Origin of the sequence: Streptomyces sp. NRRL S-495, assembly GCF_000966955.1 — a bacterium.
Classification (GTDB): domain Bacteria; phylum Actinomycetota; class Actinomycetes; order Streptomycetales; family Streptomycetaceae; genus Kitasatospora; species Kitasatospora purpeofusca.
Window position 1 is genome coordinate 1 of the sequence record NZ_JZWY01000188.1, and the last position, 14474, is coordinate 14474.

The 14474-nt window shown below is 75.2% G+C and carries 14 protein-coding genes; 8 read left to right on the forward strand and 6 right to left on the reverse strand.

The window, feature by feature from the left end:
- Positions 1 to 109: 109 nt before the first annotated feature.
- A complete protein-coding gene (locus tag VR45_RS11955) occupies positions 110 to 1051 on the forward strand; it encodes a GNAT family N-acetyltransferase (RefSeq protein ID WP_045939683.1) in 942 nt (313 codons plus the stop codon).
- Between the two features lie 70 nt (positions 1052 to 1121).
- On the opposite strand, the gene VR45_RS11960 is transcribed toward VR45_RS11955, so the two are convergent.
- Positions 1122 to 2003, reverse strand: coding sequence for a hypothetical protein (locus VR45_RS11960; RefSeq protein WP_045939684.1), 882 nt, complete (start codon positions 2001 to 2003; stop codon positions 1122 to 1124).
- 29 nt (positions 2004 to 2032) lie between these two features.
- Positions 2033 to 2605 carry a papain-like cysteine protease family protein gene (locus tag VR45_RS11965; RefSeq protein WP_045939685.1) on the reverse strand — a complete coding sequence of 191 codons (573 nt, stop codon included), beginning with the start codon at positions 2603 to 2605 and terminating at the stop codon, positions 2033 to 2035.
- 213 nt (positions 2606 to 2818) lie between these two features.
- On the opposite strand from VR45_RS11965, the gene VR45_RS11970 reads away from it, so the two are divergent.
- The gene (locus VR45_RS11970; RefSeq protein WP_045939686.1) at positions 2819 to 3619 is read left to right on the forward strand and encodes a hypothetical protein; all 801 of its coding nucleotides are present in this window, start codon (positions 2819 to 2821) and stop codon (positions 3617 to 3619) included.
- Positions 3620 to 3677: 58 nt separating this feature from the next.
- Here the strand turns inward: VR45_RS11970 and VR45_RS11975 are convergent, their stop codons facing one another.
- From VR45_RS11975 to VR45_RS42245, 3 genes are all read right to left on the reverse strand, one after another.
- The gene (locus tag VR45_RS11975) at positions 3678 to 4244 is read right to left on the reverse strand and encodes a DUF4291 domain-containing protein (RefSeq protein WP_045939687.1); all 567 of its coding nucleotides are present in this window, start codon (positions 4242 to 4244) and stop codon (positions 3678 to 3680) included.
- Positions 4245 to 4424: 180 nt separating this feature from the next.
- Positions 4425 to 6230, reverse strand: a complete 1806-nt coding sequence (locus VR45_RS11980) for a glycoside hydrolase family 3 N-terminal domain-containing protein (protein ID WP_353612682.1) — start codon at positions 6228 to 6230, stop codon at positions 4425 to 4427.
- Entirely contained in the window at positions 6227 to 6967 is a 741-nt protein-coding gene (locus tag VR45_RS42245) for a tyrosine-protein phosphatase (protein WP_052709021.1), read from the reverse strand. The genes VR45_RS11980 and VR45_RS42245 overlap by 4 nt, the downstream gene beginning before the upstream one ends.
- Positions 6968 to 7158: 191 nt before the next feature.
- On the opposite strand from VR45_RS42245, the gene VR45_RS42250 reads away from it, so the two are divergent.
- Positions 7159 to 7986 (forward strand): GntR family transcriptional regulator, encoded by an 828-nt coding sequence (locus VR45_RS42250; RefSeq protein WP_052709022.1) that lies wholly within the window; start codon positions 7159 to 7161, stop codon positions 7984 to 7986.
- A gap of 10 nt (positions 7987 to 7996) precedes the next feature.
- Here VR45_RS42250 and VR45_RS42255 read toward each other — a convergent pair whose 3' ends face one another.
- On the reverse strand, positions 7997 to 8644 hold the full coding sequence (locus tag VR45_RS42255) for a TetR family transcriptional regulator (RefSeq protein ID WP_052709023.1): 648 nt from the start codon (positions 8642 to 8644) through the stop codon (positions 7997 to 7999).
- A 270-nt stretch (positions 8645 to 8914) separates the two neighbouring features.
- Between VR45_RS42255 and VR45_RS12000 the strand changes: the two genes are divergently transcribed.
- From VR45_RS12000 to VR45_RS12020, 5 genes are read left to right on the forward strand one after another with little or no spacing between them, the layout of a single operon-like run.
- The gene (locus VR45_RS12000; RefSeq protein WP_045939688.1) at positions 8915 to 10483 is read left to right on the forward strand and encodes an ABC transporter substrate-binding protein; all 1569 of its coding nucleotides are present in this window, start codon (positions 8915 to 8917) and stop codon (positions 10481 to 10483) included.
- A complete protein-coding gene (locus tag VR45_RS12005; protein WP_052709024.1) occupies positions 10480 to 11484 on the forward strand; it encodes an ABC transporter permease in 1005 nt (334 codons plus the stop codon). Before VR45_RS12000 ends, VR45_RS12005 begins: the two co-directional genes overlap by 4 nt.
- Positions 11471 to 12334: an ABC transporter permease gene (locus VR45_RS12010; RefSeq protein ID WP_052709025.1), complete on the forward strand. Its 864-nt coding sequence runs from the start codon at positions 11471 to 11473 to the stop codon at positions 12332 to 12334. The genes VR45_RS12005 and VR45_RS12010 overlap by 14 nt, the downstream gene beginning before the upstream one ends.
- Positions 12331 to 13383, forward strand: a complete 1053-nt coding sequence (locus tag VR45_RS12015; RefSeq protein ID WP_045939689.1) for an ABC transporter ATP-binding protein — start codon at positions 12331 to 12333, stop codon at positions 13381 to 13383. Before VR45_RS12010 ends, VR45_RS12015 begins: the two co-directional genes overlap by 4 nt.
- A complete protein-coding gene (locus VR45_RS12020; protein ID WP_063772459.1) occupies positions 13380 to 14414 on the forward strand; it encodes an ABC transporter ATP-binding protein in 1035 nt (344 codons plus the stop codon). Before VR45_RS12015 ends, VR45_RS12020 begins: the two co-directional genes overlap by 4 nt.
- The last annotated feature ends 60 nt before the right edge of the window (positions 14415 to 14474 follow it).

The following is a 14474-nucleotide window of genomic DNA, read 5'->3' on the forward strand; positions in this document are numbered from 1 at the left end:
CTCCCGTCCCCCGTCCCCCGTCCCCCGTCCCCAGACCGACCGGTCCGCCCGGTCCGGTCTGCCGAATCCGGTCGACAGGAGCGGCGCGGGTGGCGCAGAGTCAGGACGCATGACGGATCTCGCCGGACTCCCGCCGCTCCCCGCCCGCTACCGGTCCGCACCGGCGGCCGTCGCCGACGCCCCCGCCGTCGCCCGGCTGGTCGCCGCCTGCGAGCGCGACCTGCTCGGCCGCACCGAGAGCGCGCCGGGCGAGGTCGCCGCCGACCTCGCGCACCCCGGCCTCGACCCCGCCCGGGACGCCCTGCTGGTGCGGGACGGCCGCGGCGAGGTGGCCGGCTGGGCGTGGGTGCGCGGCGGACGGCGGAGCCGGGTGGACGTCCACCCCGGGCACCGGGGCGCCGGGTTGGGCGGGTGGCTGCTCGACTGGACCGAGGAACGGGCCCGGCGGGCGGGCGGGGAACGGCTCGCGCAGGCCGTGGAGGACGGCGACCGGGCCGCCGTGGGGCTGCTGCGTTCGCGCGGCTATCTGCCGTTCGTCTCCCAGTGGCAGCTGGGGATCGCCCTGCCCGCCGCTCCGGTGGCGGCCGCGCCGCCGCCCGGGGTCTCCGTGCGGCCGTTCCGCCCGGGCGACGAGCGGGCGGCGCACCGGATGACCGAGGACGCGTTCGACGAGTGGCAGGTGCGGCGCAGTCCCTACGAGGAGTGGGCGCCGCGGACGGTCGGGCACGACTCGTTCGCGCCCGCGCTCTCCCGGGTGGCCTTCGCCGGCGGGGAGATGGTGGGCGCGGCGCTGGCCCTGGACGTGCCGGACTGCGGCGAGGGCCATGTCGAGCGGCTGGCCGTCCGCGCCGACCACCGGCACCGGGGGATCGCGCGGCTGCTGCTCGGCGAGGTGTTCGGCGCGTTCCACCGGCACGGCCGGGAGCGGTGCACCCTGTGGACGCACTCGGAGACCGGCGCGCTGCCGCTGTACGAGCGGTTGGGGATGACGGTCCGGCGCACCTCGTCGATGTACGGCAAGGCCCTCGGCGACAAGGCCCTCGGCGGCTAGGGCCGGTCTCCTGGACGGGCCGCCGCCCCGGCCTCGCCGTTCGGGCGGGGCCGGGGCGGCGGCGGGGTGCTCAGGCCGTGCCGCGGCGGCGGCGCCGGAGCCGGCCGAGGGCGGCGACGCCGCCCGCGAGCGCGAGGGCCACGATCGAACCTCCCGCGAGCAGGGGCGTGCGGGAGGACGGTTCGGCCGCCCGGCCGTCGGCCCCGTAGCCGCTGGACATGCCCCGGGTGTCGTACTCGGTACCGGGCAGCTTGTCGGCGTAGCGGGCCTTGACCAGCTTCTGGTAGTCGGCCAGCGGCACCGCCGACTTGCCGTCGAGCCCTTCCCTGGCCTGGTCGTTGAGCGGCTCCACGGTGGTGAGCGTCAGCCGGTACCAGCCGCGGATCTGCGGCTCGGTGAAGACCAGGGAGCCGGGCGTCGCGCTGCCCGCGTACCCGGCGTCGCTGTCGCCGTCCCGCACCCCCGCCAGGTGCCAGCCGCCGCCCTCGGTCGGGGCGAGCAGCACGGTGGCGGTGCGGTCGTTGACGGCGCCGCCGAGGGCGGAGACCAGGTGGCTCAGCCGGACCGCCGCGGTGGGGACCGGCAGCGCCGTGCCCGCGACGAAGTCCGGGGTGATCTCGTGCACCGCGAGCGGGTCCTTGAGCGTGAACGCGGGCAGGCCGGCGCACGGTTCGGCCGTGTCGGGGACCGTCACCACGGTGTCGGACCCGGTCTCGGACCCGGCCCCGGGCAGCGGGGTGGCGAGGAAACGGCAGACGGCGTCGTGGACGCCGACCGACCGCACCACGTCCAGGGCGGCCTGGTAGTCGGGGATGTCGACGGCCCGGGCCGGGCCGGCGGCGGACAGCAGCACGGACGCGCCCAGGACCAGGGCGAGCGGCAGCCGGGCGAGCGGGGTGAGCCGGGTGGACCGGGTGGCATTCCGGCCGACGGGGACAGCTCGGTCACTCATGTGTCGTCCTCCTTCTCTGTCTTCTCGGTCTAGCCGGAGATGCCGGTGCGGGAGTGGGTCCACCGGAACGAGCTGTTGTTGACGTAGTCGTTGTAGTTCCACCAGGTGTAGGTGGTGGTGTCCGGCCACGGGTCGCCGACGGCGATGGTGCTGTTCGAGGTGTCGAAGCCGTAGACGACGTTCATGTGGCCCCCGCCGGTCTTCCAGCCGATCCGGGCGCCGAGCGGCCGGGCGGCCTTGACGTCGGTGGTGACCTCGGCGAACGACGCCGCGCGGCCGAGGCCGGTACCGATGTTGGCCATGCCCAGGCTGTACCAGGCGTTGGCCATGTCCTCGAGCCTGGCGGGCTGGTTGTCGCAGCTCGGCCCGCCGCTGTACTGGGAGGCACGGGAACAGAAGTCCGCCTGCGTGGTGCCGTATCCCTGGAACTTGGCGATGGTGAGCCCGGAGGCCGACCAGCACCACTGGGTCTTCTCCTGCTTCAGCATGGTGATCTGGTCGTAGGCGGACTCCGCCCGGGCCGTACCGCCGGCGGCCAGGAGGACCGCCGAGGCCGCGAGCGCCAAAGCCGGTCCGGTGACGGTGTATCTGAATCTGCTCATGTCCCTGCCTTCCCATGGGGCGTGGGCTGCCCAGCGCCATGACAGCGCGGACCACGGCCGTTCACCGGACGGCTCGTCGGAGGCAGGGCCAAAGGAGTTGTTAGCCGTATAAGATCCGGATGGCTTGAATCATTCGTAGCCGTAGGGTCCTTGGGGCACGTGGGTGTCACGGTGCCGGCCGACCCGTCGACAACTCCCGGAGTCACCATCCCCATGCGCCGACCCGTCCGCCCTGCCGGCGTCGCCACCTCTGCCACCACTGCCGCCGCCGGTGCCGTCGCCGGTGCCAGCGCCGTTGCCGCGCTGCTGCTGCTCACCGGCTGCACCGGCGGGAACCTGTCCGCCCCGGCCGCCCCGCCTGCCGCGGCCACCCCGGTCGCCACGTCCACCGCCGTCGGCACACCCACCGCGAGGCCCGAGGTCGACCCGGCCGCGGCCGTGGCGAGGGCGGGCAAGGAGCCGTACGCCGTCTCGGTCCGGTCGACGATCGAGATCGACGGGGAGGTGTTCATGGACATCACCTCGCGGCAGAACCACAACACCCTGTACACCGGCCGGCAGGAACGCCACATCGGCGGCAGAACGACGGAGATCGTCGTCACCGCCGACGCCGAGTACCACCGTGTCGGCGGCCCGTCCGGCACCTGGACCAGAAGCTCGCTGCGATTCAACGACACCGCGGAGTACAACCTCGCGGGCTACGCCCCGGTCCTGCTCTCCCTCGGCCCGGAAGCCCGCAAGGGCGTGGAGACCCGCGACGGCGTTCTCGTCCACCACCTCGGCGGGCATCTGGACCTCGACCGGCTCGGCCAGGTCTCCGCGCGGGCGCGCTCCGACGCGGAGTCCGAAGGCGCCACGGGCATCGACCTCGACCAGTGGATCGACGTCGACGGCCGCACCCGCTACGCCGAGAAGCGCTGGACCGAGGGCGGGACGACGGCCCTGGTCACGATGGCGTTCAGCGACTACGGCCCGCCCGAGGTCTTCGACTCCCCGATGGTGAACGGAGCCTGACGCGTCGGCACCGCCGGGCGGGGGGCCGTCCGGCGGTGCCGTGCCGGGGCGTTCCGAGTCAGCCGTCCGCGCCCAGCCGGGCCGCGATCGGGGCGGGCAGCGGGTACGGGCGCTCGGGCGGGAGGAGTCGCTGGGCCTGGGCCGCCCGGCCGCCCTGGACGAGGGCGGCGATCTTCCGGGCCTGCGGGGTGAGGTCGGTGATGCCGGTGATCCACTCCTCGGCGAAGGTCCGGACCAGGGTGCGGCCCACGCCCACCTGGATGCTGTAGTGGTTGAGCGCGGCACCCCGCAGCGAGCGCTCCGGGTCCCACTGGACGTGCACCTCGGCGCGGGCGAGCTCCGCCGGGTCGGCGGTGGTCAGGACGGCGCGGCGCAGGGCCTCCTCCCAGCCGGCGCGGGTGATCCGGACGGCGAGCACGCGTTCCTGGCCGGGCTTGCGCGCCCAGTTGCTGCGGTGCATCAACCAGGCGAACGAGGGCTTGATCCAGGTCATCCGGCCGAAGGAGAAGGGCGGCACGAACCGCTGGGCGGCGAGCGCGGGTTCGGCGACGGCGGGGGCGTACGCCTGGTAGAGGGTGATGGTGGTGGCGTCGAAGTCGGCCCGGATCCCGTGCTGCTGCTGCATGGCGTCCGACTCTGCCAGCGGCACGGTGGGCGGAGCGACCGGTTTTCGACCGGGCCGCCGCGCCCGGGCCGCCCCGGACCCGGGCCGATCCACCGGACAGAACAGGGGGTGCGGAGCAGGAAGTCGGCCGGACCGACTTCCTGCTCCGCACCTCCTGCTCCGGGACGGGCCGGGTGCACCTCAGAGCGGGCGGCCCCCGTCTCGCGGGGCGGTCGGGTGGCCGAAGCGGAACAGTGGGTCGGCGGTGTCGAAGGGGACGTCCTCGCGGGCGGCGTCGACGGCCGCGTCGGAGCGCGGGAGGTCGAAGGGGAGGGTGCCGGTCATCGGGGTGCGGCCGAGGACGGCGTCCAGGACGATGTCGTCGGCGGCGCCGAACTCGCCGACCAGCAGGGCCGCGTGGGGCGCCAGCGGGGTGAGGACGGCGGGGCGCTCCAGCTGGGCGACGAGCGCCGTGGGCAGTGCCCGGGCCAGCTCCGCCAGCCGGGCCGCCTCGGCCGGTTCGAACTCCAGCGAGCCGGAGTGGAAGGCCTGCTCCAGCAGCCCCTCGCGCTGCTCGTAGGGCGTGGCGAGGCGGACCACCGCGAGGTCGGCGTCCTCGGGCCGGTCGACGACGGTGCCGTAGCGGGCGGCCACGGCCGGGTCGACGCCCTCGACGTAGAGGCGGGGTCCGGTGAGCGGGCGGCCGGAGAGGTGGACCAGCGAGCGGGCCTGGAGCTCACGGCCCAGGGTGCGGCCCTCGGGCGCGCCGACCAGTTCGACGGCGGCCTCGACGTCCACGTAGGGGTCGTCGAACAGGCCGAGGCGGAACTTGTCGCGCAGGATGCGGCGGACGGACTCGTCGAGGCGTGCCTCGGTGACGGCGCCGGAGCGGAGCACGCCGAGGATCAGTTCCGGGTCGGTCTCGCCGCCGAGCTGGTCGGCCCCGGCGTGCAGGGTCAGCGCCACCTGCTCCGGCACGGACAGCTCCTCGACGCCCCAGTGGCGCGGCGGCAGGCTGACGATGCCGGGGACGTCCATGCCGGTGATGGCGTTGAAGTCGGTGCAGACCACACCGTCGAAGCCGTACTTGCCGCGCAGCAGACCGGTGATGACGTCGTGGTTGAAGTTGGCGCCGACCTCGGCCAGGCCGCTGCCGGAGGGGATCGCGTAGGCGGGCATGATCTGCGCGGTGCCGGCCTCGAACGCGGCCTCGAAGGGGCGCAGGTGCCGGTCGAGCGCGCCGCCCGGGTAGACCAGCCGGTGGCCGGCCGCGAAGTGCGAGTCCTCGCCCTTGAACTGCGGGCCGCCGCCGGGGAAGTGCTTGGTCATGCAGGCGACGCTGTCCGGGCCGATCGGCCCGCCCTGGAGGCCGCGGATGTAGGCGGCGATGATCCGGGAGGCGCGGTCCGGGTCCTCGCCGAAGGTGCCGCTGATCCGGGCCCAGCGCGGTTCGGTGGCGAGGTCGGCCATCGGGTGGATGGCGACCCGGATGCCGACGGCCCGCAGTTCGCGGCCGATCAGCGCGGCGTACCGCTCGACGAGTTCCGGGTCGTCGGTGGCGGCCAGCCCGATCGGCTCGGGGCCGGTGGAGAAGCCGCCGCCGGTGAAGGCGGTGGCCGGGTTGGCGGTGAAGCCGTGCCGGGGGTCGGAGGCGAGGGTGACCGGGATGCCGAGGCGGGCGGCGGCGGCGAGGTCCTGGACGTGGTTGTTCCACTCGGCCATGGCGCGGGCGTCGGGGACGGCCATCATGGCGAAGGCGGTGAGGCCGCGTTCGGCGATCAGGTGCTCGCCGGAGGGGAAGGGGCCCTGGTTGCCGGGGAGCATCCGGCCGTGGAGCATCAGGGCGGCCTTCTCCGCCTGGGTCATCCGGGCCAGGAGGTCCTCGACGCGTTCCTCGACGGGCAGCCGCGGGTCCTCGTAGGGCTCCATGGTGCCGTTGTGGTTGAGGTCGCGGAACGGCGTGCCGTCGGTGTGGTGCAGCAGCGCCGGGCGGCTCGCGGCGCTCACGCGGTCACCCCGGCGGCGGCCTTGGCGCGGAAGGCCGCGACGGTCCCGGCGTCCACGCCGCAGTGGGCGAGGAAGCCCTCGGTGCCGCCGTAGCGGCTGCCGATCAGCTCCAGGAAGGCCGCCATCGCGCCGGCCGGGGCCTCCAGCAGCGGGCGGGGGACGACCAGGGTGCCGTTCTCGTAGTCGTTCAGCGCGGCCCGGTTGCGCTCGGCCAGGCCCTCGAAGATCTGGGTCAGGGCCGCGCCGGTGCGGGCGTAGTCGGCGACGATCTCCTCGGTGGGCACGCCGAGCAGGTCGAGCAGCAGGGCGGTGAGGAGTCCGGTGCGGTCCTTGCCGGCGGCGCAGTGCAGCAGCACGCCGCCGGGGCGGGCGGCGGCCTCGACGGCGAGCTTGACGGCCTCGGGGGCGGACTCGGCCATCAGCAGGTAGAAGGCGCCGAGGTCGGCGTCGGTGGTCATGGCCCGCATGGCGGCCTCCAGCGCGCCGCTGGTGGGCTGGATGCGGGCGGCGACCACCTCGACACCGTCGGCCGCCGACACCGCCCAGTCGTCGTCCCGGACCTCGGCGTCGCCGCGCAGGTCGACGATCGTGCGGACGCCGGCGGTGCGCAGCTGGGCGGAGATGCCGGCGTTGTCGTTGGGGAACGGCTGGGCGGAGCGGTACAGGGCGCCGGGGCGGATCCAGCGGCCGGCGGGGTCGGCGAGGGTGGCGGGGTCGCGGAAGTTGACCAGGGTCATGGTGGGGGCCTCTCGGTGGGGGCGGGCTGGGGGAACGGGACGGTCAGAGGAAGGGGGAACGTCATGGTGGGCGAGACATCTAGACGTCTAGATGTCTACCTGGCGGATCGGGGCCGGGGCAAGCGGCGCCGGGGTGAACTTCCGGACAACCCCGGACGGAAGCCGCCCTCCGGCTCCGTAGGATCGGGCGCGTGGCAACGCACCGAAGCGACACCCCGCTGTACCGCCGGCTGGCCCGGCAGCTCCAGGAGCGCATCGACGCCGGGACGTACCCGGCGGGCTCCCGGCTGCCCAGCGAGCCGGAGCTGAGCGCCGACTTCGGCGTCAACCGGCTGACCGTCCGGCAGGCGGTGGCGGAGCTGGAGCGGGCCGCGGTGCTGGAGATCCGCCGGGGCGTGGGGACCTTCGTCCGCCCGCCGGCGGTACGGGTCTCGATCACCGTCGACCCCCGCAGCCAGCGGTTCGACCTCGGCAGCGTCCACCGCGCCCTGCCGCTGGACACCCCCCTGCCGGAGGGGGCGGCGGGCACCGTCGAGGGCGACGGCGAGTCCGTGGTGGCGGCGCCGGCCGTCGGCGGCTCGGCCGAGGACGACGAGGCGGCCCGGCAACTTGGCCGCAGCACCGGGGAGTTGTCCCGGGTGGACACGGTGATCCGGATCGGCGGCCGGCCCCGGGTGGCGAACAGCTACTGGGTGCCGACCCGGCCGCTGCCGGCCGAACTGCTGCGGCCGGGACGACCGGGGAACATGGTGCTCGCCCTGGCCGGGGCGGCCGGGGTGGAGCTGGAGTACGACTGGCGGGCGTTCGGCGCGATCGGCGCGGACCTCGCGGACGCGGAACTGCTCGGGGTGCCGCCGGGCACCCCGCTGCTGGTCCGCGAGGGCGTCAGCTGCACGCCGGACGGCACGCCCGCGCTGTACCTGCGGCGGCGGATCGACGGCAGCAGCGCGCGGTTCGTGCTGCACTACCGCGAGCCCGGCGGGACGGACGGCGCGGGCGGGTCCGGGCCCGCCCGGTAGCGGGGCGCGCTCACCCGGCGGGCCCGGCCGAGGACGGGGCTTCCGGCTCCGGCCCCGCCAGCGGCCCGAGCAGCTGCCGGAACGCCACCGCCCAGTCCGCCAACGGCCGCCCCTCCTCGCCGTTGACCACGTGCCGCCGGGTCATCCCCGCCAGCAGCGCCGCCAGCGCCTGCGGCCGCAGGTCGGCGGCCACGTCCACACCCAGCCGGTCGGCCGCGATCGCCGCCGCCCGCTGCGAGAACGTGTCGATCATGATCAGCGCGAAGTCGTGCACACTGCGGATCCCGATGAACCGGCGCCGCAGCGCCCGGCGCCGCACGGTGTGCTCGGCCGACTCCTCCAACTGCCCGTCGGTGGTGGCCCCGGCGTGCTCGAAGGCCTCCCAGATCCCGAGTCCGGGCGGCGCGGCGGCGAAGGCGTCCAGGACCGCGAGCCCGAAGTCCATGCCGAAGAGCAGGGCCTCCTTGCACTCGTAGTACCGGAAGAAGGTGCGGTGGGCGACGTCCGCGCGCCGGCAGATCTGGTCCACCGTGGTGCTCTCGAAGCCCTGCTCCTCGAAGAGGTCGAGCCCCGCCGTACGGATCGCCTGCCGGGTCCGCGCGCGCTTGCGGTCGCGCAGTCCGGGCTCCGCCGCGGTGTCCGTCCCCTGCCCCTGCATCCTGCTCGCTCCTCGTCAACTGGTCTGCCGCTAGCGGCCGTAGTCGTACGGAATCACGCCCGGAGCGGCCGCTCAAGCCGAGCGCGAAGTCGTCGTCAGCTCGTCATGTGAAGTTTGCAGAACTGCCAATTGGCAGTTGTGCCACTTCCAAAAGCTGGGCTCCGGCGGCGACCGCTCCGGTCGGGACCGCCCACCTTCCCCTCACTTCCCCCCTCGCTCTCCCCTTCGCTCTCCCCCCTCCCCCGCCCCCACCGAACCCCACGAGGAACCATGAAGCGGCACACGCACGTTCTGGCATCCGCGGTCTGCACGGCGGCCCTCGCCCTCACCGCCGTCGCCTGCTCCGCCTCCGACGACACCCTCTCCGGCGGCAGCGCGACCGGCTCCACGCCCAAGGACGACGGCCCCGCCGTCGACGGCGGCACCCTGCGCATCGGCCTCGACCGGCCGTTCACCAAGCTCGACCCGGCCGACAGCGGGCTCACCTCGATGCCGATGATGATCCTGGCCAACGCGCTCTACGACCCGCTGATGGCCAACGCCGACAACGGCGCCGTCCAGCCCCACCTGGCCAAGTCCTTCACCCCGAACGCCGACGCCACCGCCTGGACGCTGGAGCTGCCCGAGGGCGTCACCTTCAGCGACGGCAAGCCGCTGGACGCGCAGGCCGTCGTCGACCACGTCAACCGGCTCGCCAAGCCCGAGGCCAAGTGCGGCTGCGCCGTCGACGCCGCCACCATCGGCGCCATGACGGTGAACTCCCCGACCTCCGTCGGCTTCGCCCTCAAGGCCCCGAACGCCGCCTTCCCCAACCTGTTCACCCGCTCCCTCGGCTACATCTCCGAGGCACCCGCCGGAGCCGACACCCCCGCCGTCGGCTCCGGCCCGTACACGGTGGAGAGCGTGCAGCCCGGCGTCTCCGCCACCCTGGTGCGCAACCCCGCCTACCGGGGCCCCAAGGGCCACGCCGACAAGCTCGTCTACAAGGTGCTGCCGGACACCGACAGCCGCTACCAGTCGCTGCGCTCCGGCGACGCCGACCTCGTCTGGACCGAGACCCCCGCGCAGTACAAGCAGGCCGCCGGCGACGGGCTGCGCGCCGCGACCGGCCCCGGCTCGACCTCCACCGTGCTGTTCAACACCAAGGCCGCCCCCTTCGACGACCCGAAGGTCCGCAAGGCGCTCCAGTACGCCGTGGACCGCGCCGCCGTCGAACGGGTCGTCCACCTCGACCAGGGCAAGGTCGCGGACGGCCCGATCGGCTCCACCTCGCCCTACCGGGGCACCGCCGGCACCGGCTACCCCGCGCACGACGCCGCCCGGGCCAAGGCCCTGCTCGCCGAGGCCGGCCACGCCGACCTCGCCTTCGACTACCTGGTCGACAGCCGGCCCGAGGCCCAGCAGCGGGCCACCGTGCTCCAGCAGATGTTCGCCGAGGCGGGCGTCCGGATGACCATCAAGCCGCTGGACCAGGCGGGCCTCGGCACCGCGATGTACCAGCGCCAGTTCCAGGTGATGGACTTCGTCACCAGCATGTTCGGCGACACCGACACCGCCCTGACCGGCCTCTTCCTGCCCAACTCCCCCTACAACTTCACCGGCTGGAACAACCCGAAGGCCGCACAGGCGATCACCGCCGGGCACGGCACCGTCGACCCGGCCCAGCGGGCCCGCTCCTACCAGGAGGCGGCGCAGGAGATCGTCGCCGACGCCCCGGTGCTCTTCCTGACCGAGAACCCGGTCGGCTTCCTTGCCTCCGCCAAGCTCGGCGGACTGCCCGACGTCTCGAAGCGGACCGTGGTCAGCGTCTCCCCCGCCGTGCTGTGGGTGAAGAAGTGACATCCGCCCCGACACCCACCGCGGCACCCGCCCTGGCGCCCGCTCTCCGGACCGCCGGGCGCGTCGCCGGGCGGGCCGGACGGGCCGCCTCGGTCCTGCTGCTGGTCACCCTCTCGGCCCTCGCCCTGCCCCACCTGATGCCCGGTTCCCCCGCCCTCGCCGCGCTCGGCCCCACCGCCACGCCCGAACAGGTCGCCGTGTACGAGGCCCGGCTCGGCCTCGATGACAACGTGCTCGCCGCCGCCTGGCGCTGGCTCGGCGACGCCCTGCACGGCGACCTCGGCCACTCGCTGTCCACCGGCGCCGCCGTCACCGCCGAACTCTCCGACCGGATCCCGGTCACCCTCGAACTCTTCGTCGCCGCCCAGCTGGTGGCACTCGGCCTGGCCCTGCCGGTGGCCCTGTACTCGGCCTGGCGGCCGGGCGGCGCGGTCGACCGGATCGCCACCGCCGGCGCGTTCGTCTGGCTCGCCGTGCCCGGCTTCGTGCTCGGCCTGGTGCTGATCTGGCTCGCCGCCGTCCAGCTGCGGATCCTGCCCGCCACCGGCTGGACGCCGTTCACCGAGGACCCGCTGGACAACCTGCGCCACCTGGTGCTGCCCGCGCTCACCCTCGGCCTCACCGAGGCGGCCGTGTTCACCCGCACCCTGCGCGGCCAGCTGATCGACACCCTCGACCAGACCTACGTGGCCGCCGCCCGCAGCCGCGGCATGGGCACGGTGCGGCTGCTGCTGCGGCGCGCGCTGCGGCCCTCCTCGCTGCCGCTGGTCACCCTGGTCGGGATCGGCATCGGGATGTCGCTCGGCGGCTCGGTGCTGGTCGAGTCGCTGTTCGCGGTGCCGGGCGTCGGCACCCTGGCGGCCACCGCGATCGCCGGGCGCGACTTCCCGGTGGTACAGGCCGTGGTGGTGGTCAGCGCCGTCGGCGTGGTGGCGGCCACCGTCGCCGTGGACCTGCTGTACCGCACCATCGACCCGAGGATCGCCGATGAGCGTCGCTGAGACCGCCCCCAACGCTCTGCCCGACGCGGTCCGCCGCCGGACCGCCGTCCGCCGCCCGGCCCCCGGGGTGCTGGCCGCCGGGGCCTGGCTGGCGCTGGTCGCGCTCGCCGCCCTGCTGCTCCCGCTGCTGCCCGGGTTCGACCCGCTGCACGGCGACTTCGCCCACCCCTCCGCCGCCCCCGGCCCCGGCCACTGGCTGGGCACCGACGCCGCCGGGCGGGACGTCCTGCAACGGACCGTGGCCGGCGCCCGCGCCTCCTTCGCCGTCGCCGGGCTGACCATCGCCGTCGGCCTGCTCGGCGGCGGGGCGCTCGGCCTGGCGGCGGGCTGGTTCCGGGGCCCGGTGGACAAGGTGATCGGCTTCGCCACCGACCTGCTGATGTCGGTGCCCTCGCTGATCCTGGTGATGATCACGGTCGCGCTGCGCGGCCCGAGCCTGACCGTGATCGGCGGCCTGATCGGCCTGTTCACCATGCCGCACTTCACCCGGGTGGTGCGCGCCGTCGTCCTGTCGCTCAGCGAGCGCGGCTTCGTCCAGGCCGCCCGGATGATCGGCACCGCGCCGCTGCGTATCCTGCGCCGCGAGGTGGTCCCGCACGTCGCGCCGGTCGCGCTCACCTTCGCGTTCACCGCCACCACGGTCGCGATCGTCGCCGAGGGCTCGCTCAGCTTCCTCGGCTTCGGCCTGCGCCCGCCCGAGCCGTCCTGGGGCGGCATCATCGCCGAGGGCCGGACCACCCTCGGCAGCGCGCCGTGGATCTCGCTCGCCCCCGCGGCGGTGCTCTGCCTGACCGTCCTCGCCCTCAACTATCTGGGCGAGCAGCTGCGTTCGAAGGGAGGCCGGGGATGACCGGCCCGGTCCTGGAAGTCCGCTCGCTGGACACCGCCCTGCACACCCCCGACGGCCGGACCCTGCACGTCCTGCACGGCATCGACCTCAGCATCGACGCCGGGGAGTGCCTCGGCGTGGTCGGCGAGTCCGGCTCCGGCAAGTCCGTGCTGGCCCGCACCGTGCTCGGCGTCCACCCCCGCACCACCCGGGCCACCGCCACCGGGCGGATCCTGCTCAACGGCGAGGACCTGCTCACCGCCGCCCCGCGCCGGCGCGCCGAACTCCTCGGCACCGGCGTGGCCATGGTCCACCAGGACCCGATGACCTCGCTCAACCCGGTGGTCCGGATCGCCGACCAGGTCACCGAGTCGCTCACCAACCGGCGCCGGATGCGGCGCCGGGACCGGCTGCGCACCGCCGCCGAACTGCTCGCCGCCGTCGACGTGCCCGACCCGGTCCGGCGCGCCCGCGCCTACCCGCACGAGCTGTCCGGCGGGCTGCGGCAGCGGGTCGGCATCGCCGCCGCCCTGGCCGGCTCCCCCGCCCTGCTGCTCGCCGACGAGCCCACCACCGCGCTCGACGTCACCGTCCAGCGCACCGTCCTCGACCTGCTCGACCGGCACCGCGGGACCCGCGGCCTCGCCACCCTGCTCATCACCCACGACATCGGCCTGCTGTACGGCCGGGCCCGGCGGATCGCCGTCATGTACGGCGGGCGGATCGTCGAGACCGGGCCCACCGAGGCCGTCACCGAGGCACCCGCCCACCCGTACACCGCCGCGCTGCTGCGCTCGGTGCCGAGGGTCACCGGGCCGCTGCGCCGCGTCCTGCCCGCCGTGGCCGGCTCGCCGCCGGACCTCTCCCGACCGGCCGTCGGCTGCCCGTTCGCGCCGCGCTGCGAGCGCGCCGAGGCGGTCTGCTCGACGGAGGCGCCCCCGCTCCACCGGGCCGGCGACGGCCACACGGCCGCCTGCCACTTCCCGCTCGTACCGTCGGCCGTGTCCGCTTCGGCGGCTGTGTCCGGGTCCGGGTCCGTGTCCGTGCCGAAGGCCCAGGAGACCGTATGACCCCCGTCGTCCCCACCCCCGAACCCTCCCCCGTCGTGCTGCGGGCCACCGGGCTGTCGGTGGTCCACCGCACCCGCTCCGGCCCGCTGCACGCCGTCAGCGAGGTCGACCTGACCCTGCGCGAACGCCGCACCCTCGCCCTGGTCGGCGAGTCCGGCTCCGGCAAGAGCAGCATCGCCAAGGCCCTGCTCCGACTGCCACCGCCCACCGCCGGCACCGTCACCGTGGACGGCACCGACCTGGCCGCCCTCGCCCCCCGCGCGCTGCGGGCCCTGCGGCCCCGGCTGCAGATGGTGTTCCAGGACCCGGTCTCCTCGCTCAACCCGCGCCGCACCGTCCGCGACCTCGTCGCCGAACCGCTCGACGCCCACCCGGACCCGGCGGTGGACCGCGCCGCCGTGGTCGAACGCCAGCTGGAGGCGGTCGGGCTGCCGCTCGCCCTGTTCGGCGACCGCCGGCCCGCCCAGCTCTCCGGCGGCCAGGCGCAGCGGGTCGCCATCGCCCGGGCGCTGGCGGCCGAGCCCCGGGTCCTGATCGCCGACGAGGCCGTCTCCGCGCTCGACGTGTCGGCCCAGGCCACCGTGCTCAACCTGCTGCGCCGGCTCACCGAGGAACGGGGCCTGGCGAGCCTGTTCATCTCGCACGACCTCGGCGTGGTCCGCGCGGTCAGCGACGACGTCGCGGTGCTCCAGCTCGGCCGGCTCTGCGAGCAGGGCCCGACCGAGGAGGTGCTCGCCGCCCCCGCCCACCCCTACACGGCCGCGCTGCTCGCCGCCGTCCCCGAACCCGGGCGGCCGCTCGGCGACACCGGGCTGCTCCCCGCCGACCCGCCCTCGCCGCTCGACCCGCCGTCCGGCTGCCGGTTCCGCACCCGCTGCCCGTTCGCCGACGAGCGGTGCGCGCGGGAGGTGCCGGAGCTGCGCGAGGTGGCGCCGGGGCGGACCGTCGCCTGCCACCGGCCGCTGCTGCCGGTCGCCGGGACGGGCTCCTCCGCCCACGACGGAGAGGCTGCCGGACTGCTGACCCGATAACATGCCCGGGCTGGGTGGCCGGCCGACCGGCCCGCGGCCCGGCGGTCCGGCCGACCGGCG